28 protein-coding genes, 1 tRNA gene and 1 pseudogene are annotated in these 26434 nt (G+C 59.9%); 11 read left to right on the forward strand and 19 right to left on the reverse strand.

The genetic code is table 11. From position 1 onward, the window contains the following. Window positions 1-183: 183 nt before the first annotated feature. From ACXAIC_RS09610 to ACXAIC_RS09620, 3 genes are read right to left on the reverse strand one after another with little or no spacing between them, the layout of a single operon-like run. Window positions 184-840, reverse strand: a complete 657-nt coding sequence (locus ACXAIC_RS09610; protein ID WP_475176662.1) for a precorrin-8X methylmutase — start codon at window positions 838-840, stop codon at window positions 184-186. A gap of 12 nt (window positions 841-852) precedes the next feature. Next, window positions 853-2001: a sirohydrochlorin chelatase gene (locus tag ACXAIC_RS09615; protein WP_475176667.1), complete on the reverse strand. Its 1149-nt coding sequence runs from the start codon at window positions 1999-2001 to the stop codon at window positions 853-855. Next, complete coding sequence (locus tag ACXAIC_RS09620; RefSeq protein WP_475176673.1) at window positions 1998-2249, reverse strand: DUF6732 family protein; 252 nt, start codon at window positions 2247-2249, stop codon at window positions 1998-2000. The genes ACXAIC_RS09615 and ACXAIC_RS09620 overlap by 4 nt, the downstream gene beginning before the upstream one ends. Window positions 2250-2609: 360 nt before the next feature. On the opposite strand from ACXAIC_RS09620, the gene ACXAIC_RS09625 reads away from it, so the two are divergent. Both ACXAIC_RS09625 and ACXAIC_RS09630 read left to right on the forward strand, forming a co-directional pair. After that, complete coding sequence (locus tag ACXAIC_RS09625; RefSeq protein ID WP_475176676.1) at window positions 2610-3029, forward strand: hypothetical protein; 420 nt, start codon at window positions 2610-2612, stop codon at window positions 3027-3029. Between the two features lie 81 nt (window positions 3030-3110). After that, the gene (locus tag ACXAIC_RS09630) at window positions 3111-4517 is read left to right on the forward strand and encodes a PepSY-associated TM helix domain-containing protein (protein ID WP_475176680.1); all 1407 of its coding nucleotides are present in this window, start codon (window positions 3111-3113) and stop codon (window positions 4515-4517) included. Between the two features lie 198 nt (window positions 4518-4715). Here ACXAIC_RS09630 and ACXAIC_RS09635 read toward each other — a convergent pair whose 3' ends face one another. Next, window positions 4716-6008 (reverse strand): Hsp70 family protein, encoded by a 1293-nt coding sequence (locus tag ACXAIC_RS09635; RefSeq protein ID WP_475176686.1) that lies wholly within the window; start codon window positions 6006-6008, stop codon window positions 4716-4718. A gap of 152 nt (window positions 6009-6160) precedes the next feature. After that, window positions 6161-7207: a GlxA family transcriptional regulator gene (locus tag ACXAIC_RS09640; protein ID WP_475176689.1), complete on the reverse strand. Its 1047-nt coding sequence runs from the start codon at window positions 7205-7207 to the stop codon at window positions 6161-6163. Between the two features lie 383 nt (window positions 7208-7590). Between ACXAIC_RS09640 and ACXAIC_RS09645 the strand changes: the two genes are divergently transcribed. Then, window positions 7591-7845 carry a hypothetical protein gene (locus ACXAIC_RS09645; protein ID WP_475176694.1) on the forward strand — a complete coding sequence of 85 codons (255 nt, stop codon included), beginning with the start codon at window positions 7591-7593 and terminating at the stop codon, window positions 7843-7845. 47 nt (window positions 7846-7892) lie between these two features. On the opposite strand, the gene ACXAIC_RS09650 is transcribed toward ACXAIC_RS09645, so the two are convergent. The 10 genes from ACXAIC_RS09650 to ACXAIC_RS09695 all read right to left on the reverse strand — a co-directional run bounded on the left by ACXAIC_RS09650 (window position 7893) and on the right by ACXAIC_RS09695 (window position 16859). Next, window positions 7893-8897 (reverse strand): Ldh family oxidoreductase, encoded by a 1005-nt coding sequence (locus ACXAIC_RS09650; RefSeq protein ID WP_475176699.1) that lies wholly within the window; start codon window positions 8895-8897, stop codon window positions 7893-7895. A 62-nt stretch (window positions 8898-8959) separates the two neighbouring features. Beyond that, a complete protein-coding gene (locus ACXAIC_RS09655; RefSeq protein ID WP_475176705.1) occupies window positions 8960-10141 on the reverse strand; it encodes a UxaA family hydrolase in 1182 nt (393 codons plus the stop codon). A 12-nt stretch (window positions 10142-10153) separates the two neighbouring features. Continuing rightward, window positions 10154-10444 carry a UxaA family hydrolase gene (locus ACXAIC_RS09660; RefSeq protein ID WP_475176711.1) on the reverse strand — a complete coding sequence of 97 codons (291 nt, stop codon included), beginning with the start codon at window positions 10442-10444 and terminating at the stop codon, window positions 10154-10156. Between the two features lie 11 nt (window positions 10445-10455). Next, on the reverse strand, window positions 10456-11451 hold the full coding sequence (locus ACXAIC_RS09665; protein ID WP_475176716.1) for a zinc-dependent alcohol dehydrogenase: 996 nt from the start codon (window positions 11449-11451) through the stop codon (window positions 10456-10458). After that, window positions 11448-12200 carry an SDR family NAD(P)-dependent oxidoreductase gene (locus ACXAIC_RS09670; protein ID WP_475176721.1) on the reverse strand — a complete coding sequence of 251 codons (753 nt, stop codon included), beginning with the start codon at window positions 12198-12200 and terminating at the stop codon, window positions 11448-11450. Before ACXAIC_RS09670 ends, ACXAIC_RS09665 begins: the two co-directional genes overlap by 4 nt. 3 nt (window positions 12201-12203) lie before the next feature. Further along, complete coding sequence (gene hisD / locus ACXAIC_RS09675) at window positions 12204-13517, reverse strand: histidinol dehydrogenase (protein WP_475176724.1); 1314 nt, start codon at window positions 13515-13517, stop codon at window positions 12204-12206. Between the two features lie 8 nt (window positions 13518-13525). Continuing rightward, window positions 13526-14857, reverse strand: a complete 1332-nt coding sequence (locus tag ACXAIC_RS09680; RefSeq protein WP_475176729.1) for a TRAP transporter large permease — start codon at window positions 14855-14857, stop codon at window positions 13526-13528. Between the two features lie 11 nt (window positions 14858-14868). Further along, window positions 14869-15384, reverse strand: a complete 516-nt coding sequence (locus tag ACXAIC_RS09685) for a TRAP transporter small permease (protein WP_475176732.1) — start codon at window positions 15382-15384, stop codon at window positions 14869-14871. A gap of 122 nt (window positions 15385-15506) precedes the next feature. Beyond that, window positions 15507-16649, reverse strand: coding sequence for a TRAP transporter substrate-binding protein (locus ACXAIC_RS09690; protein WP_475176736.1), 1143 nt, complete (start codon window positions 16647-16649; stop codon window positions 15507-15509). A 30-nt stretch (window positions 16650-16679) separates the two neighbouring features. Beyond that, the gene (locus tag ACXAIC_RS09695) at window positions 16680-16859 is read right to left on the reverse strand and encodes a hypothetical protein (protein ID WP_475176742.1); all 180 of its coding nucleotides are present in this window, start codon (window positions 16857-16859) and stop codon (window positions 16680-16682) included. 153 nt (window positions 16860-17012) lie between these two features. On the opposite strand from ACXAIC_RS09695, the gene ACXAIC_RS09700 reads away from it, so the two are divergent. Then, window positions 17013-18050: a LacI family DNA-binding transcriptional regulator gene (locus ACXAIC_RS09700; RefSeq protein ID WP_475176746.1), complete on the forward strand. Its 1038-nt coding sequence runs from the start codon at window positions 17013-17015 to the stop codon at window positions 18048-18050. A gap of 17 nt (window positions 18051-18067) precedes the next feature. Here the strand turns inward: ACXAIC_RS09700 and ACXAIC_RS09705 are convergent, their stop codons facing one another. The 4 genes from ACXAIC_RS09705 to ACXAIC_RS09720 all read right to left on the reverse strand — a co-directional run bounded on the left by ACXAIC_RS09705 (window position 18068) and on the right by ACXAIC_RS09720 (window position 21894). Then, on the reverse strand, window positions 18068-18709 hold the full coding sequence (locus tag ACXAIC_RS09705) for a glutathione S-transferase family protein (protein ID WP_475176749.1): 642 nt from the start codon (window positions 18707-18709) through the stop codon (window positions 18068-18070). Window positions 18710-18897: 188 nt separating this feature from the next. Next, window positions 18898-19428 (reverse strand): DUF5946 family protein, encoded by a 531-nt coding sequence (locus tag ACXAIC_RS09710; protein ID WP_475176753.1) that lies wholly within the window; start codon window positions 19426-19428, stop codon window positions 18898-18900. A gap of 533 nt (window positions 19429-19961) precedes the next feature. Continuing rightward, window positions 19962-21059 carry a tRNA-dihydrouridine synthase gene (locus ACXAIC_RS09715; RefSeq protein WP_475176760.1) on the reverse strand — a complete coding sequence of 366 codons (1098 nt, stop codon included), beginning with the start codon at window positions 21057-21059 and terminating at the stop codon, window positions 19962-19964. 745 nt (window positions 21060-21804) lie between these two features. Further along, window positions 21805-21894 (reverse strand) — tRNA-Ser (locus ACXAIC_RS09720). A gap of 356 nt (window positions 21895-22250) precedes the next feature. Between ACXAIC_RS09720 and ACXAIC_RS09725 the strand changes: the two genes are divergently transcribed. The 7 genes and pseudogenes from ACXAIC_RS09725 to ACXAIC_RS09755 form a co-directional block, all read left to right on the forward strand. Beyond that, window positions 22251-22577 (forward strand): hypothetical protein, encoded by a 327-nt coding sequence (locus ACXAIC_RS09725; protein WP_475176764.1) that lies wholly within the window; start codon window positions 22251-22253, stop codon window positions 22575-22577. Between the two features lie 196 nt (window positions 22578-22773). Further along, complete coding sequence (msrA, locus tag ACXAIC_RS09730; protein ID WP_475176767.1) at window positions 22774-23427, forward strand: peptide-methionine (S)-S-oxide reductase MsrA; 654 nt, start codon at window positions 22774-22776, stop codon at window positions 23425-23427. A gap of 95 nt (window positions 23428-23522) precedes the next feature. Beyond that, window positions 23523-23912 (forward strand): transposase, encoded by a 390-nt coding sequence (locus ACXAIC_RS09735; protein WP_475176773.1) that lies wholly within the window; start codon window positions 23523-23525, stop codon window positions 23910-23912. A gap of 17 nt (window positions 23913-23929) precedes the next feature. Beyond that, a complete protein-coding gene (locus ACXAIC_RS09740) occupies window positions 23930-24280 on the forward strand; it encodes a transposase (RefSeq protein ID WP_475176776.1) in 351 nt (116 codons plus the stop codon). 72 nt (window positions 24281-24352) lie between these two features. Next, window positions 24353-25252: a hypothetical protein gene (locus ACXAIC_RS09745; protein ID WP_475176779.1), complete on the forward strand. Its 900-nt coding sequence runs from the start codon at window positions 24353-24355 to the stop codon at window positions 25250-25252. A 158-nt stretch (window positions 25253-25410) separates the two neighbouring features. Further along, entirely contained in the window at window positions 25411-25800 is a 390-nt protein-coding gene (locus tag ACXAIC_RS09750) for a transposase (RefSeq protein ID WP_475176782.1), read from the forward strand. Between the two features lie 58 nt (window positions 25801-25858). Next, window positions 25859-26155 (forward strand): annotated as a pseudogene (locus tag ACXAIC_RS09755) (transposase); the annotation flags it as partial. Window positions 26156-26434 lie beyond the last annotated feature (279 nt).

Genomic DNA, 26434 nt, shown 5'->3' on the forward strand with positions numbered 1-26434 from the left:
GGAGGCGTCTGGCTGTCGCCGGGTGCAGAGGACGGCCGGTTCTCCCCTCCTGCGGCGGGACCGCCAGGATGGGCCAGGAACCCGCGGGAGCGTAGAGCCGGTCCGCTGCCGGTCCCGATCTTTCGCCCCCTGGCAGCGGCTGCGTTGCTATTGCCCTTGTGTTTATCCCGATCTGGAGCCATGTCAGCGTTCCTCCGGCAAGCCTGCCGCCAGCCCGTTGACGGCTGCTGCTGCAAGGGCAGAGCCGCCGCGGCGGCCTTTGAGGGCCAGATACGGCAGGGTCAGCTCATTTTCAATCAGCGCCTGTTTGGATTCTGCCGCGCCGACAAAACCGACTGGAAAGCCGAGTACGAGGGCGGGCCTTGGACCGCCCTGTGCAAGGGTCTCCAGCAGCTGAAACAAGGTGGTCGGGGCATTGCCGATCGCAACGATGGCACCTTCCAGATGATCCTGCCACAAATGGGTTGCAGCGGCAGAGCGGGTCGTGCCCAGCTGCCGGGCAAGATCCGGCACGCGGTCATCATTCAGCGTGCAGATCACCTGGCTGCCTTCCGGCAGACGGGAGCGGATGATTCCATGGGCCACCATTTCCACATCGCATAACACCGGAGCCCGGCGGGCAAAGGCCTTCCGGGCTGCGTCCAGAACCGTCCCCGACCAGGCCAGGTCCCGGGGCAGATCCGTCATGCCGCAGGCATGGATCAGCCGGACGGCCACAGGGGCCAAGGCCTCCGGCAGGCCGGTCAGATCGGCTTCGGCCCGTACAATCGCAAAGGACTGGCGGTAGATTTCCGCTGGATCCTTTTCATAGGCATAAGGGGAAGGCTGCCGGTCGTTCACGTTTTGCGGCTCCTAACCTGGCCGCTTCATGGATTTCGGTCCGTGCGGGTGATCTGCATGCGGGTAGGGATGGTGGTGATGGCCATGGTCATGGCTGTGATCATGGGATTGCCCGTGGCCATGGCTGTGCCCGTGGCCATGGCTGTGACCATGGCCATGACTGTGCCCATGATCGTGACTGTGGTCATGGGGATGGCTATGATCATGATGGTGGTGGCCGCCAGCCTGCACCTGCTTTTCGCAGGCGCCGGTGCACAATTCGTCGCACAGCTTGCATTCGGCTTCCGCCCCCAAGCCTTCCACATGGTGGTGGTGGCTTTCCTGGGCCAGTCCGACCTCGGCTTCAAATCCCAGCACCTGCTCCCGGTATTTGCACATCTGGCAATTCATCAGATTGGCGCCTTGCAGGATTTCCTGCACCCGGTCGGCCATGGTGTCGAGCACCTGCGGATGGTCGTTCAGATACACTGCCTTCAGGAATTCGATCTCCGGGTGCCGGGCCGCGACCTCATCCGCCGTGTTGTAGATCCTCTGCACCAGAACACCGGTGAACAGAAAATAGGGGAAGACGATGATGCGCTTGTAGCCAAGCCGGGCCGCATGGTCGAGGCCCGGCCCCACCAGCGGAAAGGTCACGCCGGAATAGCAGGTCTCCGCCCAGCCGAAGCCGAAGCCTTCCCACAACAGGCGGGTAATCTTGGTGACATTGGAATTGGCATCGGGGTCCGACGCGCCGCGCCCGACCACCATAAGCAGGGTCTCGTGCAGGGGCACGTCGGTGTCAGCTGCGTCGATGGCCTCTTGAATGCGCGCGCCCGCTGCCTTGACCATACGGGTGTCAACAGCCAGCTCACGTCCATAGGAGATCTTCATCTCCGGATGCATGGCCTGATAGGTGTTCAAGACGGAGGGGATGTCATTCTTGGCATGACCGGCTGCGAACAGCATGCCGGGGACTGCCAGCACATGGGTGCAGCCCTGTTCGCGCAGCTTGTTGAGGCCGTCATGGATCACCGGATTGGCAAATTCCAGATAGCCGTATTCGACGGGCCAGTCCGGAAACCGGGCGGTCAGGCCTTCCGCCAGCTGGGCGAATTGCTTCACCGCGCCCTTGTTACGGCTGCCATGGCCGCAGATCATCAGGCCAAGTTTCTCGCTCATTGGGCGGCCTCGGGCTCTGCGTTGCGGTCCCCTTCAGCGTCTTTGTCCGTTTTCGTCGCGTCTTCTGAAGCTTTTTTCTTGTGGTCTTTCCAAGCAACAAGACCGGCCACGAGCGCGGCTGCGGCGAGTGCGGCTGCGCCGATCCAATGGGAATGTCCAGTCAGCTCGCCCAGATGGCCCCCATGGGCAAAGGCGCTGGCGGGCAAGGCGGCGGCAAACAGGCCGGCAAGAATAATCCGGTGGGGCATGGTCTCTCCCGATGGCAGATGCCGGTGAAGGCACAATGGTAACGGCGCACCGGAGAAGATGAAAGCAAACACACAAAAGGCGGTCCGGTTGCCCGGTCCGTCAGAAGATGCCGTCAACAGCTCCGGCCTTGGTCCCCTGGTTGGGTCAACCGCATCCGGAATCGCTTTCAGTCCCTCAAGGGACGCCGTCAGGTTGCGGCAATCTAGGGGAGGGGATGCGGCGGATCAAGCGCGAATGCGGCGTCCTTGCGCCACGCTCAACATCTGCCTGGCCGAAGGCGGCCCGGGAGATTGTTTTTCCGCAGAGACTGGGATATTGACACAAGCAGAAGTTCAGAGGGTTTGAGGAGCAGCTGGCGCGTGCAGCGTTTCCGGCACAGATTTCAAGGCGTGAGGCGGGTGAATGTCAGGGCGGTAGCTATCGCGCTGCTGCTGATCCCATTTGTGCTGACCGCCCTGATGCCACAGGGCTATATGCCCGGCAAAACGGCGGATGGCGGCTTCACAGTGACGCTGTGCACCGCAGATGGCATCAGAACCGTCACGCTGGACGCAGAGGGCCGGGAGAGACCGGCCCCGGCCGGTCCGCAGGACGATCAGGACCGTACGCATACGCCCTGCGTCTTTGCCGGGATCGGCGCGGTCCTGGCTGCCGAAACGGTGCCGGAACCTGCTTTTCCCCCGCCATCTCCCCAACCGGTCCCGGTCTGGCAAGAGACCGCCTGGATGCCGGTCGGCCTTGGGCCGCTTGGCGCGCGCGCGCCGCCTCATGGAAGCTGACATCTCCGTTCGCATTCCAAGATCCCAAACGAGTTGAGCTGGACCGGTTTGATCCCGGTTGCGGTTCGCACTGGAGTTTCCATGAGCTTGTCTTCTGACGGCGCCGCGAAGGCGTCTTCCCCCAGCCGTTTCTATCTGGCGGCCTGGCGCTGGCATTTTTACGCCGGTCTGTTTGTCATCCCCTTTCTGCTCACCCTGGCCACGACCGGCATGACGATGATGTATATCGGCTATATCGATGGCCGGGATGGCGAGAAAATAACGGTCTCCGTGCCTGAGAACGCAGCGCCACTGAGCGTGTCGCAGCAGGCCGAAGCCGCCCTTCAAAGCCAGCCCGGCAGCACCCCGGTGGAATGGCTGAAAGGCCGGTCGGCGGAGAGCGTCTCCGTCTTCCGGATCAAGCATGAGGGTGTCCAGACCATGGTCGCGGTCGATCCCTATACCGGGGACATTATCGACAGTTGGAACCGGCGCAAGGGCTGGTATGACTTTGCCGACAACATTCACAGCGACCTGCTGCTCGGCACGCCCGGCGACCGGTTGCTGGAAATCGCCGCTGGCCTAGCCTTCATTCTGATCGTGACCGGTCTTTATCTCTGGTGGCCTCGGGACAGAGCCCTGGCACAGGCCTTCATTCCCGATCTGCGCCGAACGGGCCGGGAGCTCTGGAAGGCGCTGCATGTGACCGTCGGCATCTATGTCTCGTTTTTGCTGCTGCTGTTCCTGATCACCGGCATGTCCTGGACAGGGGTCTGGGGCGGCAAGCTTGTGCAGGCCTGGAACACCTTCCCGGCGGAAAAATGGAACAATGTGCCCCTGTCGGACGTTACCCATGCCTCCATGAACCACGGCGCTGTGTCCGATGTGCCCTGGGCTTTGGAACAGACGCCGATGCCGGCCTCCGGGTCTGACGCCGGTGTGGCCGGAACGACACCCGGTGTGCCGGTCACGCTGGACAGCATCTCCGACCTTGCCAAGGCTATTGGTTTCACCGCGCGTTACCGAATTGCCTTCCCGCGCGGTGAAACGGGGGTCTGGACCATCAATCAGGACACGATGAGTTCGGATGCGGATGATCCCTTTGCCGACAGGACCGTGCATGTGGATCAGTATACCGGCAAGGTGCTGGCCAACGTGGCCTTCGCCGACTATTCGCTGGCCGGAAAGGCCATGGCGGTGGGCATTCCGTTCCATATGGGGCTTATGGGCCTTTGGAACCTGCTGCTGAACACACTTGTGTGCCTGTCGGTGATTTTCCTGTGTGTCTCCGGCGTGGTTTTGTGGTGGATGCGTCGGCCCAAGGGCGTGGTGCTGAGGGTCTTTGCCCCAAAGACGCCGAACGACCTGCCCCATTGGCGCGGCGCCATGATCCTGATGCTGTTTCTGTCGCTGGCATTCCCGCTTGTGGGCATCACTCTGCTTACCGTTCTGGCGCTCGACTATCTGCTCGTCAAACGCATTCCGAGCCTGCGCAAGGCCTTTGGCTGACACGGTCCCCGGGCGCTGGCCCTGTCAGTGCCCGTTTTTTCTTCTTTCTTTGTGTCAAACGGCAGACGCAAAGCCCCATGCCGAATACCAGAGTGAAGGGGCGAGCTTGACCTGACAATCTTGGCCGGATCTGGGAGCCTGGCCGCGAACGCCGGGCATGTGACCGCAGTCTTTGCCGGTCACGCGGCAGCGTCCGTTTTACGCCGCAACAGCCCAGTCTTCCGCGTCCTTCCGCGCGCCGATCAACGCAAGGCCATTGGCGACGGAGGTGAGTTCGTTGCCACCGGACATCTTTTCGTCCCCGAAGCGGGCCGCGAACTGGCGGCGCACGGCAGGCACAAAAGAGGTGCCACCGGTCATGAATACCCGGTCGATATCTGTCTCCTTGAGGCCCGCCTTTGCCAGCGTGGCATCAAGCGCCTTGTTCATCTTGGCCAGGTCCCCGGCGATCCAGCCTTCGAAATCGGCCCGCGTGACCGCGGCCTTGAAGCCGGCGCCGAGCGGGGCAAAGGCAAAGTCCGCTTCGTCCTGAGACGACAACAGGGCCTTGGTTTCAGACACGGCCTTGTAGAGTGGATAGCCCTGGTCCTCTTCCACAAGCTCAATGAACAGCTCGATCTTGTCCGGATCCTGGCACCAGCGCAGCAGCTTCTTCAGTTCCTTGAAATCATCCGAGGTCTTGAAGATCGACAGCATGTGCCAGCGGGCGAAATTGGAAAAGAGGTTCGGCGGGATCTCAAGCACCTTGCCCATGCTTTTATAGGTCGAGCCCTTGCCCAGTTTCGGCAACACCACATTGTCGATGATCCGGTAGTCCAGTGTGTCCCCGGCAATGCCGATACCGCCGCGCCCAAGCGGCGAAGCCGTCATGTGGCCGCCGGTGCTTTCAAAGCGCATCAGGGAATAGTCAGTGGTGCCGCCGCCCAGATCTGCCACCAGGATCGTGGTGTCCCGGGTCAGGGTCTGTGCGTAGGAAAAGGCGGCGCCGACCGGCTCCATCACGAATAAAATATCCTCAAAGCCGACTTTCCGGAAGGCTTTGCGGTACCGGTCCATGGCCAGCTTCACGTCCGGATTGTGCCCGGCAAATTCAACCGGACGGCCCACGACCAGTCGTGTTGCGGAGGGATCGAAGCTGGTTCCGGCGCGCTCGAAAGCGCAGCGCAAAAACGTGGCCATCAGGTCCTCGAACTCGAAGCGGACCCCGAAGACACCGGTGCCCTTAAAGAGGCTGCTGGCGGCGAAGGTTTTCAGCGACTGGATGAAGCGCACATCGCCGAAGCTCTCCAGAAACTGCCGGATCGCCCAGGGCCCGACCTCCGGATTAAGCGCCCGCGCGGCCCCCCGGTCCAGGAAGCTGAGCACGGTGGGCAGGGAGGTGAAGCCGTGCTCCTGGTCCTGAAAGGCAACGGGCCGGGTGCTGCCCGTGTCTTCTGCAGCCACGGCAACGGTGTTAGATGTTCCGAAATCCAATCCGATTGTTCTTCTCATCTCAACTCACCTTTGGCTATTCACGGCAGCGCGCGGGAGGACCGGTGCCTGAAAGGGCCGGTGAAGGAGACTGTCGCGAAACTGGAATGGCCGCGCTGAATACGGCCAATTGCGGGAAAAGGCAAGCAATCCCTGATCCGGCGGGAGAAAATCTACTGCGTTTCCAGAACGGGACTGTGCTGCTCTGCATCGGCCGGGGCTGCGCTGACCGGTCCGCTCCGGCCCTCTGTCAGGGAGGCCGGGCGGCTGCGCTTGCGGCGCTCGGTCGGGGACAGGCCGTATTTTTCCCGGTAGACGCTGGCAAAATGGGCCTGATCCACAAAGCCCGTTGAAAAGGCCACCTGGGCGACGGCCAGTCTTGTCTTGCGCAACAGGTCATCGGCCTTGTGCAGGCGGATATCCATGTAGCAGCGCATCACGCTGATGCCGAGATCGGATTTGAAATTGCGCTGAAGCTTGCGCGGGCTCACCCCGGCCAGCATGGCGATCTGGTCCAAAGTCAGAAGGTCGCTCACATGGCTTTCCATCAGATCGACAGCAGCGACCACGCAGCTGTTGAGGCTTGCTGCACTGCCCAGATAGCGCGAGCGCAAGGGCTCCTCCGGGCTGCGCATGCCGCTATGGACCAGCCAGTCGCTGACGGTGGTGGCCAGCTCCAGGCCCAGTTCGGATGTGATCACCGCCAGCATCATGTCGAGCGCGGCAACCCCGCCCGCGCAGGTATAGCGGTTGCGGTCGATCACAAAGAGACGCCGCTCCAGAAAATAGCGGTCCGAATGGGCGCTGAGTTCCTCAAAATGTTCCCAATGTACGGTGAACCGGTGGCCGTCCATCAGCCCGGCCCGTGCAAGCAGGGCACCGCCGCCGGAAATTCCGCCAAGGGCCACCCCATGGGCGGCCAGCTTGCGCAACGCCGCCTGTATTGGTCCAGAGGCCGCAGACACGGGGCGGCTGCCTGCCACCACAAACAGAATATCCACCTGATTGCTGAGGATACCGAGGGGCTCGGTCTCGAACTGCGCGCCGCAGGAGGCACGCACCTTACCGGCGTTCAGCGAATAATAGGTCAGGGTGAAATGATCCCCGGTCCCGAGGTGGTTGGCAGCCCGGAAGGGCTCGACTGCCGCTGCAATCGACATCAGGGCGAACCCGTCGACCAACAGGAAGCCAATCTTTCGGCATCTGGTCTCACTCGTCATTCCCGCATCTTATACAGAGGGACCTGTCACCGGTCACGTCTCTTGTCGTGTCAGACCGGTATCAGCGGCAGGCGGGAGAGGCTGGAAACAGGGCGACCCGCAGCCCATCACGGCAAGGGTGCTCGTTATAGGGGCGTCGTAAGGGTCAATGCACTTTATGCGAGCTTCGCCTTGGATTGTGTTAGGCAACGTAATATGATGGCTCGATTAGAGTAAAGATTGAAGCAAATGCGAGGTTTGAGATCTATGTCCGAAAAATGAGAATATGAACAGGTGTTTTGAATATTTCAAGTTCTAAGCATTTTGGGATTTGATGCGTGTTTTCCGGTTTTTGAACGTGATTTTAAATCAGAATATTGCCGAACTTTGATGAGGTTGCTGTCATGAGACGAGTTGTGCCGAAGTCCCTTCATCTTGAAGCGCGCCGGGAGATGGTCGGTGCCTTGTGCGCCTATCAGGACAAACTTTGTCCGGCTGAATTGCTGGCGGTCGCCAGTCAGGTTGTCGGAAGCTTGATTGCCCTGCAGGACGAAACCCGGCTGACCCCGGAACATGCGATGGAAATCGTGTTGCAGAATATCGAGGAAGGCAACCGGGCCGCCAATGCGGATCTTGCGCAAAAGACCGACGCCGCCTGAAAAATCTGCGTCGCGGTACCGGCAGGGTCAAACCCGCTTCGCGAGGCTCACACGCCGCGTGCCAATGTCCTGAGATGTTCCAGCTGGAGCGACGCCACCTCAAGGCCGTTAGCATGCGCCGCGCGCAGGGCTGCGGCGCGTCGGCTTCCGGGAAGGCGCGCACCCTCCAGGGCTTGCAGTCGGTCAAGCAGGACGTCCAGCCGACGGCTGAAATGCGCGTCCTGGGGTGTCATGGCAATTAGAAACTGGCCGACATGGGGCGCAGGCCCTTCGGCGGTGAAGAAAGACGAAGCATCCGCACTGAATGCAGCCCCTGTCATCGTCGTGGCAAGGATCTCGATCATCAGGGCAAGGGCAGTGCCTTTTGCATCTGCAATGGGCAGCATGGTCCCCGCCAGCGCCTCGGCCGGATCCGTGGTTGGCTGGCCTTCCCGGTCCAGCGCCCAGCCTTCGGGAATGGGCTCTCCGGCTTTGTGGGCCGCCATCACCTTGCCGCGCGCCACCTTGGACAGGGACAGGTCGATGACAAGCGGGTCGCTGTTTTCGCGCGGGGCGGCAAAGGCAATCGGGTTGGTGCCGAAAAACGCTGTGCTGCCCCCGTAAGGGGCCATGGCCGCCGGGGTGTTGGCAACCATCAGCGCCACCAGGCCATGACTGGCCAATTTGGCCACCTGCACGGAAAGGGCGCCGCAATGGTGGGAGCGTGTCACGCCCAGGCTTGCGCAGCCATGGGCGCGGGCAAGATCGGCCCCCTCGCGGATCACCAGATCCAGCGCCGGATAGGCAAAGCCGCCATCCGCATCGGCTAACAGGCTGGCCGTGCCGGTCTGCCGGATCTTGACCTCGGCCTGCGCACGGATCTTGCCGCTGCGCATTTGGGCAGCATAGTCGGCGACGCGGGAAAACCCGTGCCCCCTCTGGCCTTCCGCCTCTGCCGCCACAAGGGCTGCCGAAACGGAATGGGCCACCGGTAGGTTGGCTCCGGCGGCAGTGAAAACCGATGTCAGGAGCCGGGTGGCCTGCTCCAGGGTCAGGCGTTCTGATTGCGTCATGGTCCCATCCTTGCCGAACGGGCAGGACAGGGCAACCGGCTGCCCGGCTGCCCTGACCCGTATCAGGCGCTGCGATAGAGTTTTGTCATGGAAAACTCCCGGTGGCCGAGAGCCTCGGCGGCGGTGTGACGCCCGTTGGCGGTGCGGCGGATCATGTCGATCAGTGCGTCACCGGCCTCATCGATGGTCATCTCCCGGCGCAGGATGCCGGATACATCCACATCCACATGCTCGCTCATGGTGCGCACCGTGCGCGGATTGGCGGTGATCTTGATGACCGGTACGATGGGGTTGCCAACCACATTGCCCTGGCCGGTCGGGAAGGTATGGATGACGGCTCCGCCTGCGGCCATCAGCGTCACGCATTCTGCTGCCGCCGAAGAGGAATCCATGAAATAAAGGCCGTTGCCGGAGGTGGGTTCTTCCGCCGGTTCCAGAATGTCGATGTAGCAGGAGGTCCGGCCGATCTTTTCCAGATTGCCGAGGGCCTTTTCCTCAATGGTGGTCAGACCGCCTTCGATATTGCCCTTGGTCGGCTGGCTGTCGGACAGGTCGTCGGTCTGGTGGGCAAAGATCACTTCGTCCTGATAGGCCTTCCACATCTTGTACCAGCGTTTGCCGACCTCCTCGTTGACAGCCCGCTTCTGGCAAATATGTTCCGCTCCGGTGATTTCAGAGGTTTCACCGAAAAAGCCGGTAATGCCTTCCGGCAGCAGTTTGTCATACATGTTGCCAACGGTCGGGCAGGAGCCGAGGCCGGTGGTGGTGTCGCTCTCACCGCATTTGGTGGAGATCCAAAGGTCCGAAAGCGGGCATTCTTCCCGCTGCAATTCACTCGACCAATGGACAAATTCCTTGGCCTTCCAGGAGGCGGCGCGGATGGTCTCAAAGTCCCCGTTCTGCTCAATGGAGAATTCGGCCACCGGCTTGCCGGTCTTGCGGATGCCGTCGGCGATCCGCCTGGTCCAGCCCGGTTCGATGCCGATGACCACGACAGCGGCCACATTCGCATTGGCGCCAGTGCCGATCATGGTGCGGAAATGCAGATCCAGATCCTCACCAAATTGCAAGCGGCCATAGGCATGGGGAATGGCCAGCGTGCCTTTGACATTGTTGGCAACCGCCTCGCAGGCTGCGTTGGAGATATCGTCCACGGGCAGGATGACCACATGGTTGCGCACGCCAACCCGGCCATTCTCGCGCCGGTAGGCTTTCACCGTGATGTTGGAATATTTGGAAGACATGGTCACGGCTCCTTACCAGCGCTTTGTTTTGCAATTGTGGGTGTGCACGTGGCCGCCCTTGGGAATGTCGGCGATGATCTTGCCGATGTCCTCACCATATTTGGTGGCCGTATCGCCCTCCTTGAGGTCCTTCAGCGCGATCTTGTGGCCAATGGGCACATCCGCGCCGGCGGTCAGCCGGAAGGTGGAATTGTCATGGGTGACACAGCACAGCATATCGGTGCCGCTGGTCAGGCCTTCCACCACAACCACGCCGACATTGTCGGCGTGCTCATGGACAAGCAGGTGAGGAATTTCGGACATGGAGCGTCTCCTTATGGATTGGGTTTCAAAAGGATCTTGGGAATGGCGACCTTGCCGTCCCGCAGGTCGGTAAAGGCTTTCAGCCCCTCGGAAAGCGGCCGAACCTCCACCCAGTCGAGCGGGCCGAGGTGACCCTCGAACATGGCTCTGGCAGTGTCGCGGAAGTCCTGGGCCGTATAGGTATAGGTGCCGATGAACGTGATTTCCTGAAGGGTCATGCGCCGGATATCGAGCCCGCCTTCCGCCGAGCCCAGTCCGATATGGGCGATAACGCCACCCGGTTTTATCCGGGCGGAGGCGGCTGCACGGGTCGTCTCAAACCCGACCGCATCGATCACCAGATCATAGAGCCCGCTGGCCTCGCTCTCCTGAGGCGTCAGCACCTCCTGGGAACACCGGGTCCTCAGGTAGCGGGCGCGGGTCTCATGGGGTTCGACAATGCGGATCTGGCTGACCCCTTGCGCCCTCAGGCACAAGGCTGCGCCAAGGCCGATGGTGCCGCCGCCGATGACAAGGGCTTTTGCGTCCGCCGGTCCCTTGAACAGGGCCTTGATGGCGAGCCGCACCGCATGCCAGCCGCAGGCCAGCGGCTCGGTAAGGGCGGCCTGTTCGTCACTGACATGGTCCGGAACGGCCACCAGATTGCCATCTGCGGCAGTGACAAACTCTGCGAAGCCGCCTTCGCGTGGGGGCATGGAAATGATTTTGCGCTCCGGACACAGATTGTCCCGGCCAGAGAGGCAAAACTCGCACGTGCCGCAGGAGGCGAGCGGATTGACGGTCACCCGCTGGCCTGAAAAGGCACCGGAGAGGGCGGTGCCCGAGACTTCATGGCCCAGGATCAGTGGCGCCGGGCGGCGTTCGTCATGGCCTAGAAAGGCATGCATGTCCGAGCCGCAAATGCCGCTTTGGGCCACCTGGATCAGCGATTCTGCGGGGCTAGGCACCGGATCGGCGGTGTCCTGATAGGATTGCGTTTGCGGGCCGGTGTAAACAAGTGCTTTCATTTTGCGGTGAAACCTCCGTCAACCATAAGAATCTGCCCTGTTACATACGCGGAAGCTTCTGAACATAAAAAGAGAATTGGCCCATCAATGTCACTGAGCCTGCCGTTGCGCCCGGCACAGGTCTGTGCGGCGTTGCGCTGCGCCCTTGCGTCATCTTTAAAAACGGCGGCAGTGAGTTCCGTTGGAAAAAAGCCGGGGCCAATGGCATTGGCGGTGATGCCGTCCTTCGACCAGGCCTCGGCCATGGCCCGCGTCATCTGCCCGACCCCGCCCTTGGACGCGCCATAGGCGATCCCGCCTGGAAAGGCCCGGAAACTTTGCAGGGAGGCAAAGGTCACGATCCGGCCCCAGCCCGTGGCCCGCATGGCCGGGACAAGGGCCTGGCTGAGAAAGAAGGGCGCCGTGAGGTTGAGGGCAAGGGTCAGCTCCCAGCCGTCCCGGGTGACGTTATCGGCAGGCTGACGGGTGTTAATCCCGGCCGCATGCACGAGGATCTGAGGTGAGCCGAACGGCGCGGCAATCCGATTGGCTGTTTCGTCGAGGCTGCCCTGTTGGCTGAGGTCCGCCGGAACCGACGCTGTGGCGCCTCCGGCGGTCCGGCGCCAGTCCTCCAGATCCGCTTCGCGCCGGGCAACGCCAACCACCTTTGCCCCGGCAGAGGCCAGTACGGTCGCCGCGCGGCGCCCAAGTCCCGAATTGGCGCCGGTGACGCAGGCTACCTTGCCGGAAATGTCAAAGAGGCCGCTCATCCTTTAGATCCCGGCCTCGGCGTTCAGGTCAAATGTTTCATCGGGGAAGTACTTCTTGAGCCGGATATCGGCAGTGCGGGCGTGGCCCTCCATGCCTTCCAGGCGGGAAATCCGGGCCGTGGCTTCCGCCACCGGTTTTGCCCCCTCTCGGGTCGCCCGCTGCCAGGTGACGATCTTCATGTATTTGTGGACCGACAGGCCGCCGGTATAAGTGGCTGCGCCGGAGGTGGGCAGCACATGGTTCGGGCCGGAGGCCTTGTCGCCAAAGGCGACCGTTGTCTCTTCGCCCAGAAACAGCGAGCCGTAGCAGGCCAGCCGCTCCAGCCACCAGTCAAGGTCCCGGGCCTGCACGGTCAGGTGTTCGGGCGCATAGGCGTCGGAGGTTGCCGCCATTTCGTCCCGGCTGCTGCACAGGATCACCTCCGCATAGTCGCGCCAGGCGGCCGCCGCATTGTCCCGGTTCACCTCGGGCAGATCGTCGATCAGCTTCGGCACCCTGGCCATCACCGCTTCGGCCAGAGAGCGTGTGTCGGTCACCAGCCAGACCGGAGAATTGTAGCCATGTTCGGCCTGGCCGACGAGGTCGGAGGCCACCACCTCCGGATCCGCCGAACTGTCGGCCAGGATCAGGCTGTCGGTCGGCCCGGCAATCATGTCGATGCCGACCCGGCCGAACAGGATGCGTTTGGCCTCGGCCACAAACTGGTTGCCCGGGCCGACCAGAATATTGGCTTTCGGCAGGCCGAACAGGCCGAAGGTCATGGCGGCCACGCCCTGGACCCCGCCCATGGCCAGAATTTTGTCAGCGCCGCAGACCTTGGCCGCATAGATGATGGCGGGATTGATGCCGATGCCCGGGCGCGGCGGCGAACAGGCAATGATGTTCGCACAGCCCGCCACCTTGGCGGTGGTCACGGTCATGATGGCGCTGGCAATATGGCTGTAGCGCCCGCCGGGAATGTAGCACCCGGCAGTCTCCACGGGGATGCTCTTCTGGCCGGCGGTCAGGCCGGGCACCACTTCCACCTCCACATCCACACAGGTCTGCTTCTGGGCTTCGGCAAAGCGCTTCACATTGGCATGGGCAAATTCGATATCCCGCTTCAGCTTATCCGGCACTTTTGCCGTTGCGGCCTCAATCGCGGCTTCGTCCAGCAGGATTGCGCCGTCATATTTGTCAAAGCGTGCGGCATAGTCGAGGGCGGCCGCATCACCGCCCGCTTCGATCGTATCCAGGATTTCCTGCACGATCCGGGTGGTTTCAGAGGCGTCTGTCTTGGAAGTGCGCACCGCTTTTTTCAGATAGTCGACAGTCATGGCGGGTCCTACTTGTAAATATCGGGAAGAAGCGTGGTGGAGATCGCCGGGACATAGGCGATCAGCAGGGTCACGAGCAGCATGAAGAAGACGAAGGGGATGGCACGGGCCGCGATCTTCAGGATCGATTCCCCGGTCAGGCCAGACACCACGAAGAGGTTGAGGCCAAGGGGCGGCGTGATGAACCCAACCCCGAGGGCGGTGATCATCATGATGCAGAACTGGATCTCGTTCATGCCGATATTGTCGGCCAGCGGTTTCAGGATCGGTGCCAGGATCACGATGTTGGGTGTGGTCTCCATCACGCAGCCGGCCGCAATCAGGATGACGATCATCAGCAGGATCAAAAGGGCCGGTTCATTGGTGAGCGAGGTCACGGCATAGACAAATCCCTGGGGCACGCCGAGGATCGCCAGTGCCTGGGCAAGGGGCAGGGAAAAGGCGATGATCGGCACGATCACGCCATTGACCTTTGCCGAGCTGACCAGCATGGCCGGAAAGTCCGACAGTTTCAGCGTGCCGAGCAGGAAGCCCATCGCAATGGTAATCATCACCGCAACCGCACCGGCTTCCGTAGGGGTCAGGCGGCCAGAGAAGATGCCATAGAAAATCACGCCGGGAACGATGAAGGCATACCAGCCCGATTTCAGCGCCTTGCCGAGATTGCTGGCCCATTCCCCGAAGGTCATCAGCCCGCCGCTCTCATAGGCGTAGATCCGGTTCATGACGATGTTAGTGACCAGGATGGAGACCAGAATGGCCAGGCCTGGGACCACGGCGGCCAGAAACAGCGTGGAGGCGGAGATGCCCAGCACCAGACCGATGATGATATAGGCGATGGAGGGCGGGATCAGGATGCCGGTACAGGCGCCTGCGGCCACCAGGGCACAGGCATAGGGGCGCGGGTAGCCGCTGTCCACCAGCCGCTCGATGGTCATGCGCCCTACGGCTGCGGCCCCGGCTGCATCGGATCCGGAAATGGCGGAAAACATGCCGCAGACCAGAACGGTGGCCGAGCCGAACCCGCCCTTTGCCCAACAGGTCAAGGCCTCGGCCACGTCAAGAAACTTGCGGCTGAGCCCGGTGCGCACCAGAACGTCGCCGGTCAGGATGAAGAGGGGCACCGCTGTCAGGGCAAAATGGTCGATGCCGTGAAACAGGCTTTCGCCCACCAGGGAAAGCGGCAGGGCACCGGAGATCACCAGCATGGCGATCGAGGCGGCGCCGATGGCGGCCCAGACCGGCACCGCAAGGGCGACCAGGACGACAAAAATGAGAACCGGGCCGTAAAAGGACCATCCCAGTTCGACGGTCTGTTGCTGAAGATGTTGCCAGAGCATCGCGACCTCCCTCAGTCGAACAGTTTGTCGCCTTCATAGACGGGGCGCCCGTCACGAAGGTCGCGCAGATCACGCAGGAAGGACTGGACCAGGCGGAACAGGACCAGGGCGAAGCCGAACGGCACGGCCATCAGGAACCAGACCTGGCTGATGCGCAGGCCATGGGTGACGGACCCGAATTTGGCGGAGACCAGAACCGTTTCGAAAGACCAGTAGAGAGCAATCACCGCCACGGCGGCCATCACCAGGTCGCCGAAGATATAGAGCAGGGCTTTGAAGCGCGGTCCGGCATATTGCATGATCACGTCAATGCGGATGTGGCCGCGTTCCTTCACGGCGGCGGCAGCGCCGATCCAGACCAGATAAATGAAGGAGTAGCGGACGATTTCTTCCCCCCAGATCGAGGAATAGGCGAAGACCTCGCGCCGGATCACTTCGACAAACATGGTCAGGACGAGCATCACGTAGAACACCAGCAGCAGCCAGCGTTCACCGTTGCGGTCGACGGCTTTGAGAACAGTCGGCATAGGCACTCCTTCACCGGTCTCATCAGACAGGGTCTGATGCGGCGGTCTTGCGGAATGGAAAACGTCGGGCGGGTCCGGACCGGCGCTGTGTCAGCGCCGGTCCGTTGTGGTCTTTTTGGGGCTCAGGCGTCGTGCACGTAGTAGCGGCTCTGGGAGGCGGCGGCTTCTTCGAGCCGCGCAAAGGCCTCCATGGATCCGGCCAGTTCAACCTTGAACGGATCCCATTCCTCGCGCTGGTAGCCCCCGGCGGCTTGCCATTCGGCCAGCTGGTCCTGGGTCAGGGAGTGGAACTCCACCCCCGATTTAACCAGTTCCGACATGGCGTAGGAGCGGGCGGCGGGGACCTTGGCAAGGTTTTGCTGTGCGGTGATGTCACCGGCAAATTCAATGCCTTCCTGAACGTCGGAGGGCAAGGAATTGAACCATTCCAGATTCATGGAATAGACCTGACTGTCCGGCACCGCCTGGGTGAAGGTGACATGGCTCAGGATGTCCTTGAACCCGAAGACATAGAGCGCGCCGACGGAGGGGTCGAGCGCATCGGCAACCCCCTGCTTGATGGCGGACGGGGTCTCGCCCCAGGCGACCGGGGTCGGGTTGGCACCGACCATGCGGTAATATTGCTGCAGCATGGCCGAACCGGGAACGCGGAATTTGACGCCATCCAGATCCGCCGGCGTAAGGACCTTGTTGCCGCCCTTGCGCACGGCGACCACGCGCGGGTCGATCACAACATAAAACAGCGCCTTGAAACCGGAGGCTTCGATCTTGGGATGAACCTCCTCTTTCCAGGCCTTTGAGGTGACAAGATTGGTGAAACGCTGATTGGAGCCGCAAAAATACGGCATGTTGATCAGGTCAACTGCGGATGCAAAGGGGGCGAAATTCGACAGTGAGTGCTGGGCGGCCTGAATGGTGCCGCCCTGGACCGCCTGGGCGAGAGCCCCGCCAGCGCCAAGCTGACCGCCGGGGGCCAGGCGCACATAGACTTTGCCATTGGTGGCATTCTGGATGTTTTCCTTCAGGTCCAGCTGCATGATCGGGTAGCTGCGCGAAGCGCCCAGCACATAGGCGGTGGCCAGCGTCATGATGTGGTCGGCGGCCTGTTCCCGTGCGCGCTCCTCCTGCGCGGTCTGGGCTGCAGCCTGCTCGGACCAGAGCGTGCCGGCCGCACCTGCCACAAGGGCAGCGGTAAAGCTTCCGGCCCCGGCCAGTTTTAAAAAGGTCCGGCGCTCGCACGAGGCGAGGTCTTCAGTTTTCTTCATAGTCTCCTCCCAAAATCCGGTTCTGACCGGTTATTTGCCGGCTTTTTTGTCCGCTTCCTTCCTCAGGATTGCCGCCGTGAACGCAACCGACACGGCCAACAAACAAAGCATCTCACCGGCATTTCCGAAAAACGGCATTCCGCCAAAAGAACCGACCGAAACGTTGATCACGAAGACGGCGAAGAAAAGCACCGCCAGAGCCAAAAACATGATCACCTCCCAACGATCAATTTCCCCGGCATTGAAAAATGTAAGCGCTTACATTATGCATTGCAAGCGGAAAAACGGTTCCCGCAGTCTGAAAAGATCTGTAAGGCAGGATCAGGGACGATAAGAAAAGGGGAGCAGCGGTACGCCGGACTTATGGCAAATGAACCCAAACACAAGATCAGCGGCGTGCCCACATTGGCCGATGTTGCCAATGCGGCAGGTGTTTCAACGGCCACTGTTTCAAGATGTCTGAACCTGCCTGACAGGGTCACGAAAAAGACCTTGAAGACGGTGATGGATGCTGTTGACCGGCTCGGATATTCGCCCAATTACAGCGCCCGGGCTCTTGCTGCCGGCCGCACCAACACCATCGGTGCGATCATTCCGACCATGGAAAACGCTATCTTTGCCCGGGGCCTGCAGGCCTTTCAGGAGGAGTTGCACAAGAACGGCTGCACCTTGCTGGTGGCCAGTTCCTCTTACCGGCCGGAGCTGGAAGAAGAGCAGATCCGGACCCTAACCGTGCGCGGAGCGGATGCTCTGCTTCTGATCGGATATCAGCGGGACCCTCAGATCTATACCTATCTGGAAAAGCGCAACATTCCGGTGGTTCTGACCTGGGTGTCCGATCCGGACTCCAGCAACCTGTCCGTGGGATTCAACAACAAGTCGGCGATGCACGCCCTGGCGCAGCGGGTGCTGGCGGAAGGGCACCGGCACATCGGCTGCATTTCAGCGCCGACGGCCGACAATGACCGGGCGAGGGCCCGGGTGGAGGGGATCCGCGTGGCCTTGATGGAAATGGGCCTTGACCCGGACGGTCTTCAGCTCGTGGAAGCTGACTATTCGATTGAAAACGGGGACAGGGCCTTCCGCACCCTCATGTCCGCCCCGGTCCGGCCAACGGCGGTTATGTGTGGCAATGACGTTCTGGCTGTTGGTGCTTTGCGGGCGGCTGGAGCCATGGGTCTGAAAGTGCCGGAGGAGGTCTCCCTGACCGGCTTTGACGATATTGAATTGGCCAGTGTTGCCCCGGTTCCCCTGACCACCGTCCATGTGCCCCACCGCCGCATGGGCCAATATGCAGCCCAGGCGCTGCTGACGGCGCTTGGGGGCGGGCGGCCGGACAGCGTCGAGTTGCCAACATCCATCAGCATGCGCAAGACACTGGGTCCGGCGCGGGAGGCGTAAAGCGCTGCCTTTTGCTGTTACTCTGCCCGCAAATCCTCATAAGACACCATGACATGCTGCCGGTAGGCCGGGCGGCGGGTCAGTCTCTCATAATAGGCTTCAAGCGCGGGCAGGGGCGCTCTGTCGATGCTGATATCATAGTAGCGGTAGAGCACATGGGCGAATTGGATGTCGGCGAGGGTCAACCCGTCTCCGACAAGAAAAGCCTGTGACTGGAGCCGGTCCTCGGCGATCTTGAACTTGGCCTCCAGGGCGCGGACGGCAGCCTGGATTTTCTCCGGCTCCCGGCTGGCGCACGGTGTGCGCACCACCCGCCAGAATACCGGCGCGGTAAAGGCAAGGGCGACATTCAGTTTCGACCATTCCGCCCACCGGTCCACCTCGGTTCTGGCAATAAGTTCCTCCGGCCAGAACGGGCCCTGGCTGTATCTGCTGGCGAGATAGCGCAAAATGGCACCGGTCTCCCAAAGAGGCGGGTTGGTGCCGTCCTGAAGCACCGGCACTGTCCGGTTCGGGTTGAGCGCAAAAAACGCGTCCGTCTCGGTCCCGCCAAAGCGGTGGCCGATGTCATGGCGCTGACAGGGCAGGTCCAGCTCGCCGATGCACCACATCAGCGCCTGAACATTCGACGAGGTCTTGCGGCCCCAAACCGTGAGCATGACGGGTCCTTCGTGTGTGAGGTGGGCCGGTGGGCCAGCCTCTGCAGTCTAGCGTCTCCGTCCTGGGCATCAAGCTGTGCTCCGCGCAAGCGTGGGGCAGATCCGGCCGCTCCGGTGCCTGTTGCATTGTTGACTGCTTGCCCGGCAATAGAGCTCTGTCCGGCGTGGGGGGCTTGGGGCAAGCGCCGCTATCGCTGCCGGGCCAGCCTATCGCTGGTGTGGCTGTTGACCCAGTCTTCAATGTAGGTGTGGTGGTCCGCCCAATCGGACCAGGTGGCCGCCGCCCAGTCCCGGATCTTGGTGCTATGATCCGGGCTTCCGGCAAAGGGCGCCACATCGGCGATGCACATGGAAAAACGGCTTGGCGGCTCCAGAAAGATCAGGCTGGCCTTATGTCTGGAAAAGCCAAGCATGACCTCGTTGGTTTTCTGCGGCGGCAAGGGTGTTGTCAGCTGGACATGAAGCCGCGCCAGATGCAGCCCCACCGACTGGATTTGCCGTCGGCTCTTCTCCGTGCCGGGATGCTGAACCGCATAGGTGTCCACCGTCATGCGGTGGGCGGCCGCAAATTGAGGGGCGCTGTACTCAATGGCCAGAACCTTGTTGAAGAGATCGAAACAGGCCGGTGACGCGGTCATATAGGCATGAACTGGCCCTTCCATGACATCAAGTGTGGCGCCACAGCCGGGGCAGCGGGATGTTTTGGGAAGGGCGTGCATGATCTGCGTATCTGAGCCTGCGCCTGAGAGGGGTGTGTGGTTTGGGTCTTTGACAGTCTTTTGAGAACGCAAACCTAGCGGCCGATTGGGGCAGAGTTAGGGGAAGAGGCTGCGCCCATCCCTCAAATCGAAAGCTGGTGACTGGCGTGCGGAAAATCATGCGACCGGAACCTCGCAATACACAATCCCAGATCGCCGATTGCGCAGGGTGGGGTGGCGCGGGCGGCAGCTGGTTGCCATGCCGCCATCCGTGTCATTGACCCCGCTGCAGCTGCGCCTCCCGCTGACGTTAAAGCGGATTTTCCGGAAGTCCGCTGCCGGCAGGCAACGGACTTCGTCAGATGTTTGGCAACATTCTGGGCAGAGGGAACGCGGGGCACCAAAACCGGAGAGTTGATCCCCTGCGGCGCGTGGGACATGGCGCTGGTGGCGGGCCTTTGCCTGCGGCTGGAGAGACGCTGAGCGGGCGCCTCTTGCTGCGCAGTCAGCAGCTCCGGCGCTCGCGGATTTTGGATCCATGGCCCGGGGCGATCTTAGGACGCGGTCCGGTAGCCGCCATTATAGGCCTCGCTCTTCCGGCGGATCTGGGAATGCTCAACAATGCGTTCGCGTGCGATCCCGCGGAACTCTTCAATTGACGACAGGCCTTTGCGCTGCAGGTAATCGCGCAAATCCTCTGTCAGTTCCTGGATGAGCTTGACGCCAATCCCGCCGCTGCCTTTTTCTTCCATAGCGGCCGTGCAGACCTGCAGGTTCCCCGCCCCGTGGACAATAAAATTGAAGGCCTCGCGAAACCCCCGGATGCCACCAATGCCGGAAATCGCCTTGTCCGGATGCGCCCGTGATATGTCCGACACACGTTGCAGGGCTTGCGGCAGAATAGCCGCGCCTCCCAGGCCTCCGGAAGTGACGAGACCGTCGACCTCGACCTCGAATTTCATGGTTTCAGGGTCCATCAGGGGCAAAGACGGAAACGTATTGCACAGCGATATGGAGGCGGCGCCCGATTCATAGGCGACCCCGGCGGCCTCCACCAGAGAGGAGGTTGAGGGCGTGAGTTTCACCCACACCGGAACGCTGACCACGCCGGTGACAGCCTTGAGGATCGAGCGGATGATGTCTTCATCATTGGCAATATGCGCGCCCATGTCTTTGCGGTCCATATGCGGGCAGGACAGGTTCAGCTCCAGCGCGTCACACCCGGCGGTCACGCAAGCGGTTGCCAGCTTGCGCCAATTGTTCATTTCGTCTTCACCGCCCGCCCCGGCCATGATGGAGGCAATGAGCATGCGGTCGGGATAGGTGCTCTTGATCTCCTCCAGATCAGGAAGCCACAAATCAAGCGGCTGATCGGAAATCAGCTCCCAGTTCCAAGAGGAATGGGCCACCGTGTCTGGCCGTTTTGTGCGCGAAACGTAAGGTTTGGCTTCGCTGGAACGCTGAAAGATCGTCTTGGGTCCTGCGACGTTTTCAACCGGGTGCAAGCCAATCGTCTTGGTGACAACACCTCCCCATCCAGCCTCAAAGGCCCTCAGAATTTTGCGTTTGCTTTCCGTAGGCGGCGCAGAAGCCAGAACGAATGGATTGACGAATTCAAGGCCGGTGAAATGTGTCGAAAGCGCATTTGACATAATGTGTCCTCTGGTTTTTGAGGACTAGGACAATCATTTTTGACCAAAGAGTCAATCTTTGCCGGAGCCCCTTCTGCGCCAGATCCGGAAATTGCAAAAAATTAAAGCAAATGCCCAAAAAACAGATGCAGATGTTGCCAAAGACCATGAAGACCGGGAAGAAGAGGGAATGCGGTGCTGGCCGTGTCGAGCCCCAGGCATATGCCGGTATTCGGCTTCAAGCCGCTTTGACCTAGTGTGGTTGAATTAAAATACGCCTCTTTTATGCAGCGCGCACCGGAGCATATTTCAGTTTCGAAAACCATAATAGAAACATAAGCTTGCTAGCCACACTCTAGTGCTCTTCGCAATCTGGTCAGATTTGGCCTAATATCAACCTCACCAAACAAGACCCTATTGGCTGGTTTTTCAGCTTCGCCGCCAAGGAAAGGCGAGCAGGCTGGCCTTGTTGGCCGGGTAAGCGGTGTGACACAGCGTGGCAGGCCTGAAAAAGCCACCAAAGGCCACGACATGAGAGCGTTGCGCCCTGTCGCGCGCCCTGGACGATATCCCATACGGCCCTGTAACATGCGCTTTGCAGAACGCGCTCATGTCTCGGTCGAAGAGGGTCTTATTTGGTAAGGTTGGTTTTACCGGGCCAGTTGCATCAGAATGTTTGTAGAAACGGCCTGAAGATGGCGTCCAATGGGTCTTCGCACAACCCAATTCGCCTTTTTCGGGTTGAGCGCTACCGCAGACGCAAATATGGCGGACAGAGAGGGATTCGAACCCTCGATACGGTTGCCCGTATACACGCGTTCCAGGCGTGCGCCTTCAGCCACTCGGCCACCTGTCCATACCCTGCGGGGGGGCCCGCTTGAGTGCCGCGCAATATACTCAGCCAGAGGACAAGTGCAAGCACCTGAACGAGTTTTTTTTGATCTGTGGATCATGCGCTGAGAAGCCCTGTTGGCACCGGGGGCTGCGCTCCGCTTTTTGCTGCAGGTCGGGCGGCGTCAGTTTACGGAAATTGGTAAAATTGACGATGCGTCTCGAAAAAGTCACGAATGTGTGTTGCATATCAATTATTGAACAAGGATTTTCCGTTATTACTCTAAGGAATCATGGCGCGCCTTCAGAGGATTATTCGGTGCGTAGACGTGGAATTATCTTTAATAACTTAGCGTATTAAGAGGCGAGTTGGGAGATAAAATGATTGTTTTGCTAAAATTTATATTTCGTATGGTTGGACTTATTCTTGTCGCGACTGCCGTTGTTTCTGGTATTTCGGATGCAAGCATATCAATCGCGCAATCTAAAGTCAGTTTTCAGGCCGTTGGGCCGTTTTTAAACTCTCTGTTTCCTGCAACGATCCCGGGTCTTCTGGAGATGCTTGAGAAGAGCGTTCCGCCTGTGGTCTGGGATCCGGTTGTGCAGACCCTTCTGACCTGTCCAGTCTGGGCGGTTCTGGCTCCGTTTGGCCTTATTTGCCTTTGGCTGGGCGCACGGCATCAGCGTCCCGAACCGCTTTTTGCCTGACCTCCGCTATAAAGCCCGCTGCCCGATGGCAGTGATGCTGGCCCTTGAGCGCAAAGAGGGACCTTCCGGTTCGAACGCCCCTTGGAAAATTGCCGCGCCTGCGCCACATTCCTGATCAGATGCGGCCAGCCCTGGTTGGCCTTCCTTGCCCCAGCGCCGCGTTTGCTGCGCCCGGGATCTGTTCGGGAGACGCGCCATGTCCTTCATGACCATGCTGACAAAGAAATTTTCCCTGCCAAGCCCGGACGAGGCTTTGCCGGGCCGGTCGCAGGCGATCCTGCCCTCAGAGCCTCATTTTGTCTCAGGCTGTCCGCTCACGGGTCCCTATCCGGACGGTGTAAAGACTGTTCTCTTCGGGATGGGCTGTTTCTGGGGGGCGGAGCGCCTTTTCTGGCAGCTGCCGGGAGTTTATGTGACTGCAGTGGGCTATGCGGGTGGGCATACGGCCAATCCTACCTACCATGAGACCTGCTCAGGGCGCACGGGCCACACGGAGGCCGTGCTTGTGGCCTATGATCCGGCGGGTATCAGCTTCGGCACGCTGCTCAAAACGTTCTGGGAAAACCATGACCCGACCCAGGGCATGCGCCAGGGCAATGACACCGGCACCCAGTACCGGTCCGCGATCTATGTGGCGGCAGAAGAAGATCTGGCCGCAGCAGAAGCGTCCCGGGCGGCCTATCAGCAGGCCTTGAAAGCGGCCGGCGTTGCCGCCTCCATCACCACGGAGCTGCGCCTGCTCGACACGTTCTATTTTGCCGAAGACTATCACCAGCAATATCTGGCCAAGAACCCGGCGGGCTATTGCGGGATTGGCGGTACGGGGGTTGCCTGCCCAGGCGGCCTCTAGGCCGTGTGGACGAATCGACACAGGTATAAGTTTTGAGATTCCGGATTTGATTTCAACGTGATTCATAGGTTGCCGACGTGATTTGGAGGTCGGCGATGTGCAGCAAGATGACAGAACGGGATCTCGAACTGGCCCTGGAGGTTTTCCGGGCCTGCTTGCCACGGGTTGGCGCGAAGGCAAAGAATGACCGTCTGTTTCTCGAGGCGCTACATTATTTCACGCTTCACAACATCTCCTGGCGCGCTTTGCCGGAGCGGTTCGGCACCTGGAACAGCGTCTGGAAGCGCTTCGACCGCCTTGGCAAGGCAGGTGTGTTTAAGGACTATTTTTCCATTCTGGCCGGACTTGATGAAGGGGCGCATCTGATTGCCATGTTCGACAGCACTGTTATTCGCTCCCATGTTTCAGCGGCAGGCGCCAAAGGGGGCAGGAAGGTCAAGCGCTCGGGCATTCGCGCGGCGGGGTCGGTACCAAGATCCATCTGAAAACGGATCGGAACGGCTTGCCGCTTGGCTTTGAACTGACCGGTGGCGAAGCCTGTGACAGCAACGCCAATCGAGAGGCTGCGCGAAAGGCTGGGGCTGTCCCGGTCATCCCGTACAAATCAAACCGGCGCGACATTCCCAGGCACTTCGCCAAAGCGCTCTACCGGGGCCGCGCGCGCATCGAACAAGTCATGAGCAAGCTCAAACGCTTCAAACGGGTCGCCCTGCGCTGCGAGAAAACCGCCAGAAACTTCCGCTCCATCGTCGCAATCGCAGCCGCCTTCATCTTTATCAAATCCGTGCACACGGCCCAATCTGACCACCGAGGAAAATACCTTCTTCAAAACGGCCTTCATGACAAAACGTGAAAAATTAATCTCATTTTATTCAACGTGATGCCGTACATTTCCGCAGCGTGCATCCGTTAGGAGTGCCGTTCATTGGTAGGCTTTAGCTGGAGGTTCTTTGTGTTTCTAAGGGCGTTTTCAATTTTTTTTTCGTACGTGTCAATAATTGCATGGGTGATCCTCGCATGCACTTTCATTGCTGTTGTTCTCCCCTTTGTATTTCAAAATGAGTGGCAGTTTGGGCCTGTCCTAATCACTTTGGCGGGCCTACTGGGTGTCGGTTTCAGTATACACAACGCGCTCAGTGACTGGCGCGCTCTTAAAAAAGACAAACCAAGTTCCGCGGCACATCCGACTATTGACAAACCTGCGGTCGCTCAGGAACAGCCGCTATCCGCTTATTCGCTTGATCGGATGGAAGAACTCTTAGTTGCTCTTCAGGAACTAAAAATCCTCTCCAAGACTGATGTTGATAAAGGAAAACTACTGACAATCCTTGAGGCCCAAGGATATCCCGAACCACTCGACCTCTTCTTTCTCATGGTTGGATTGGCACTATACGCTGAGCAACACAATTGTGCGTTTGAAAACATAACGTTCCTGGATCAGGGCTATACCTTTGGCATCGAGAGCAGCGAAGCGGATGTCGATTATCTCTTTGAACAGATAAAAGCCGTTTTCAGGCTCTTCGGCCAAGAGCTTTCGCCCGATGTCGTGAGCATCCGCTTGCCTGACGATTTCCCAGGAGAAGGGACAATAAGCATTGAGTTGGCTTCTATCGGAAACGTAAATCTCATTGAGACATTTTACCAGACAGGGACTCCGTCAGGCTTATTGGCATTGTCTGAAAAGAAGCTTTTTGACCGTGGCAACAGGACGCTTTGGCACCTCCCAAATGAGCAATTTATCCCAGTGGTATGCCTTTCAGACACAGAAGTCGAAAAACTCAATAATCTCAGCAACGACAAGTTTGTAAAAGAACAAGCAGACTGAGCGTAACAAAGTCGCTGCGAGCCTTCGACGAACGCATATTCTCCGCCCGCTCTGCGTCATTAGGCGGTGTGGACGAATTGACACAGGTATAAATTTTGGGACTCCGGATTTGATTTCAAAGTGATTCATAGGTTGCCGACGTGATTTGGAGGTCGGCGATGTGTACCAAGATGAGCGAACGGGACTTCGAACTGGCCCTGGAGGTTTTCCGGGCCTGCTTGCCACGGGTTGGCGCGAAGGCAAAGAATGACGGTCTGTTTCTCGAGGCTCTACATTATTTCACGCTTCACAACATCTCCTGGCGCGCTTTGCCCGAGCGGTTCGGCAACTGGAACAGCGTCTGGAAACGCTTCGACCGCCTTGGCAAGGCACGTGTGTTTGAGGACTATTTTTCCATTCTGGCCGGACTTGATGAAGGGGCGCATCTGATTGCCATGTTCGACAGCACCGTTATTCGCGCCCATGTTTCAGCGGCAGGCGCCAAAGGGGGCAGAAAGGTCAAGTGCTCGGGCGTTCGCGCGGCGGGTTCGGCACCAAGATCCATCTGAAAACGGATCGGAACGGCCTGCCGCTTGGCTTTGAACTGACCGGTGGAGCAAGCAGTTTACCGATCTCATGGAAACCGGCCCCGAGATCAAGCACCGGGCCATCGTTGCCGACAAGGGCTATGACAGCAACGCCAATCGAAAGGCTGCGCGAAAGACCGGGGCTGTCCCGGTCATCCCGTACAAATCAAACCGGCGCGACATTCCCAGGCACTTCGCCAAAGCACTCTATCGGGGCCGCGCGCGCATCGACCAAATGATGGGCAAGCTCAAACGCTTCAAACGGGTCGCCCTGCGCTGCGAAAAACCGCCAGAAACTTCCGCTCCTTCGTCGCAATCGCAGCCGCCTTCATCTTGATCAAATCCGTCCACACGGCCTAGGCAGTTGTGTCCTTTAAAATTGCGCGTCTCCCGGCTCCTGACCTGTCAGGAGCGTGCGGTCTTCATGCGATTTTCTGGCTGAGGGCGGCACGGGAATAGGGGAGCTTTTTCAACAAGATCCCGAGAAATTGTGTCGATTCCGTAGCTGAAATATGAAAGTTTCCTATAGTAATTTTTGAAACTGTTCAGCCTTTATTAAAAGTCACAGGCAATGCTCTCAAGCAAGCAATGCGTGTTAAGGGCACGGGAGATGACA

The sequence above is a fragment of the Roseibium sp. AWQ4_254 genome (genome assembly GCF_056161025.1).

Coding starts and splice junctions, on each gene's coding strand:
- msrA (WP_475176767.1), top strand. CDS start 22,774: ATGTCCTTCATGACCATGCTGACAAAGAAATTTTCCCTGCCAAGCCCG.
- ACXAIC_RS09630 (WP_475176680.1), top strand. CDS start 3,111: ATGAGCTTGTCTTCTGACGGCGCCGCGAAGGCGTCTTCCCCCAGCCGT.
- ACXAIC_RS09660 (WP_475176711.1), bottom strand. CDS start 10,444: ATGTCCGAAATTCCTCACCTGCTTGTCCATGAGCACGCCGACAATGTC.
- ACXAIC_RS09735 (WP_475176773.1), top strand. CDS start 23,523: ATGTGCAGCAAGATGACAGAACGGGATCTCGAACTGGCCCTGGAGGTT.
- ACXAIC_RS09700 (WP_475176746.1), top strand. CDS start 17,013: ATGGCAAATGAACCCAAACACAAGATCAGCGGCGTGCCCACATTGGCC.
- ACXAIC_RS09620 (WP_475176673.1), bottom strand. CDS start 2,249: ATGCCCCACCGGATTATTCTTGCCGGCCTGTTTGCCGCCGCCTTGCCC.
- ACXAIC_RS09695 (WP_475176742.1), bottom strand. CDS start 16,859: ATGTTTTTGGCTCTGGCGGTGCTTTTCTTCGCCGTCTTCGTGATCAAC.
- ACXAIC_RS09650 (WP_475176699.1), bottom strand. CDS start 8,897: ATGACGCAATCAGAACGCCTGACCCTGGAGCAGGCCACCCGGCTCCTG.
- ACXAIC_RS09685 (WP_475176732.1), bottom strand. CDS start 15,384: ATGCCGACTGTTCTCAAAGCCGTCGACCGCAACGGTGAACGCTGGCTG.
- ACXAIC_RS09635 (WP_475176686.1), bottom strand. CDS start 6,008: ATGAGAAGAACAATCGGATTGGATTTCGGAACATCTAACACCGTTGCC.
- ACXAIC_RS09750 (WP_475176782.1), top strand. CDS start 25,411: ATGTGTACCAAGATGAGCGAACGGGACTTCGAACTGGCCCTGGAGGTT.
- hisD (WP_475176724.1), bottom strand. CDS start 13,517: ATGACTGTCGACTATCTGAAAAAAGCGGTGCGCACTTCCAAGACAGAC.
- ACXAIC_RS09670 (WP_475176721.1), bottom strand. CDS start 12,200: ATGAGCGGCCTCTTTGACATTTCCGGCAAGGTAGCCTGCGTCACCGGC.
- ACXAIC_RS09690 (WP_475176736.1), bottom strand. CDS start 16,649: ATGAAGAAAACTGAAGACCTCGCCTCGTGCGAGCGCCGGACCTTTTTA.
- ACXAIC_RS09705 (WP_475176749.1), bottom strand. CDS start 18,709: ATGCTCACGGTTTGGGGCCGCAAGACCTCGTCGAATGTTCAGGCGCTG.
- ACXAIC_RS09710 (WP_475176753.1), bottom strand. CDS start 19,428: ATGCACGCCCTTCCCAAAACATCCCGCTGCCCCGGCTGTGGCGCCACA.
- ACXAIC_RS09615 (WP_475176667.1), bottom strand. CDS start 2,001: ATGAGCGAGAAACTTGGCCTGATGATCTGCGGCCATGGCAGCCGTAAC.
- ACXAIC_RS09640 (WP_475176689.1), bottom strand. CDS start 7,207: ATGACGAGTGAGACCAGATGCCGAAAGATTGGCTTCCTGTTGGTCGAC.
- ACXAIC_RS09680 (WP_475176729.1), bottom strand. CDS start 14,857: ATGCTCTGGCAACATCTTCAGCAACAGACCGTCGAACTGGGATGGTCC.
- ACXAIC_RS09655 (WP_475176705.1), bottom strand. CDS start 10,141: ATGTCTTCCAAATATTCCAACATCACGGTGAAAGCCTACCGGCGCGAG.
- ACXAIC_RS09645 (WP_475176694.1), top strand. CDS start 7,591: ATGAGACGAGTTGTGCCGAAGTCCCTTCATCTTGAAGCGCGCCGGGAG.
- ACXAIC_RS09725 (WP_475176764.1), top strand. CDS start 22,251: ATGATTGTTTTGCTAAAATTTATATTTCGTATGGTTGGACTTATTCTT.
- ACXAIC_RS09715 (WP_475176760.1), bottom strand. CDS start 21,059: ATGTCAAATGCGCTTTCGACACATTTCACCGGCCTTGAATTCGTCAAT.
- ACXAIC_RS09665 (WP_475176716.1), bottom strand. CDS start 11,451: ATGAAAGCACTTGTTTACACCGGCCCGCAAACGCAATCCTATCAGGAC.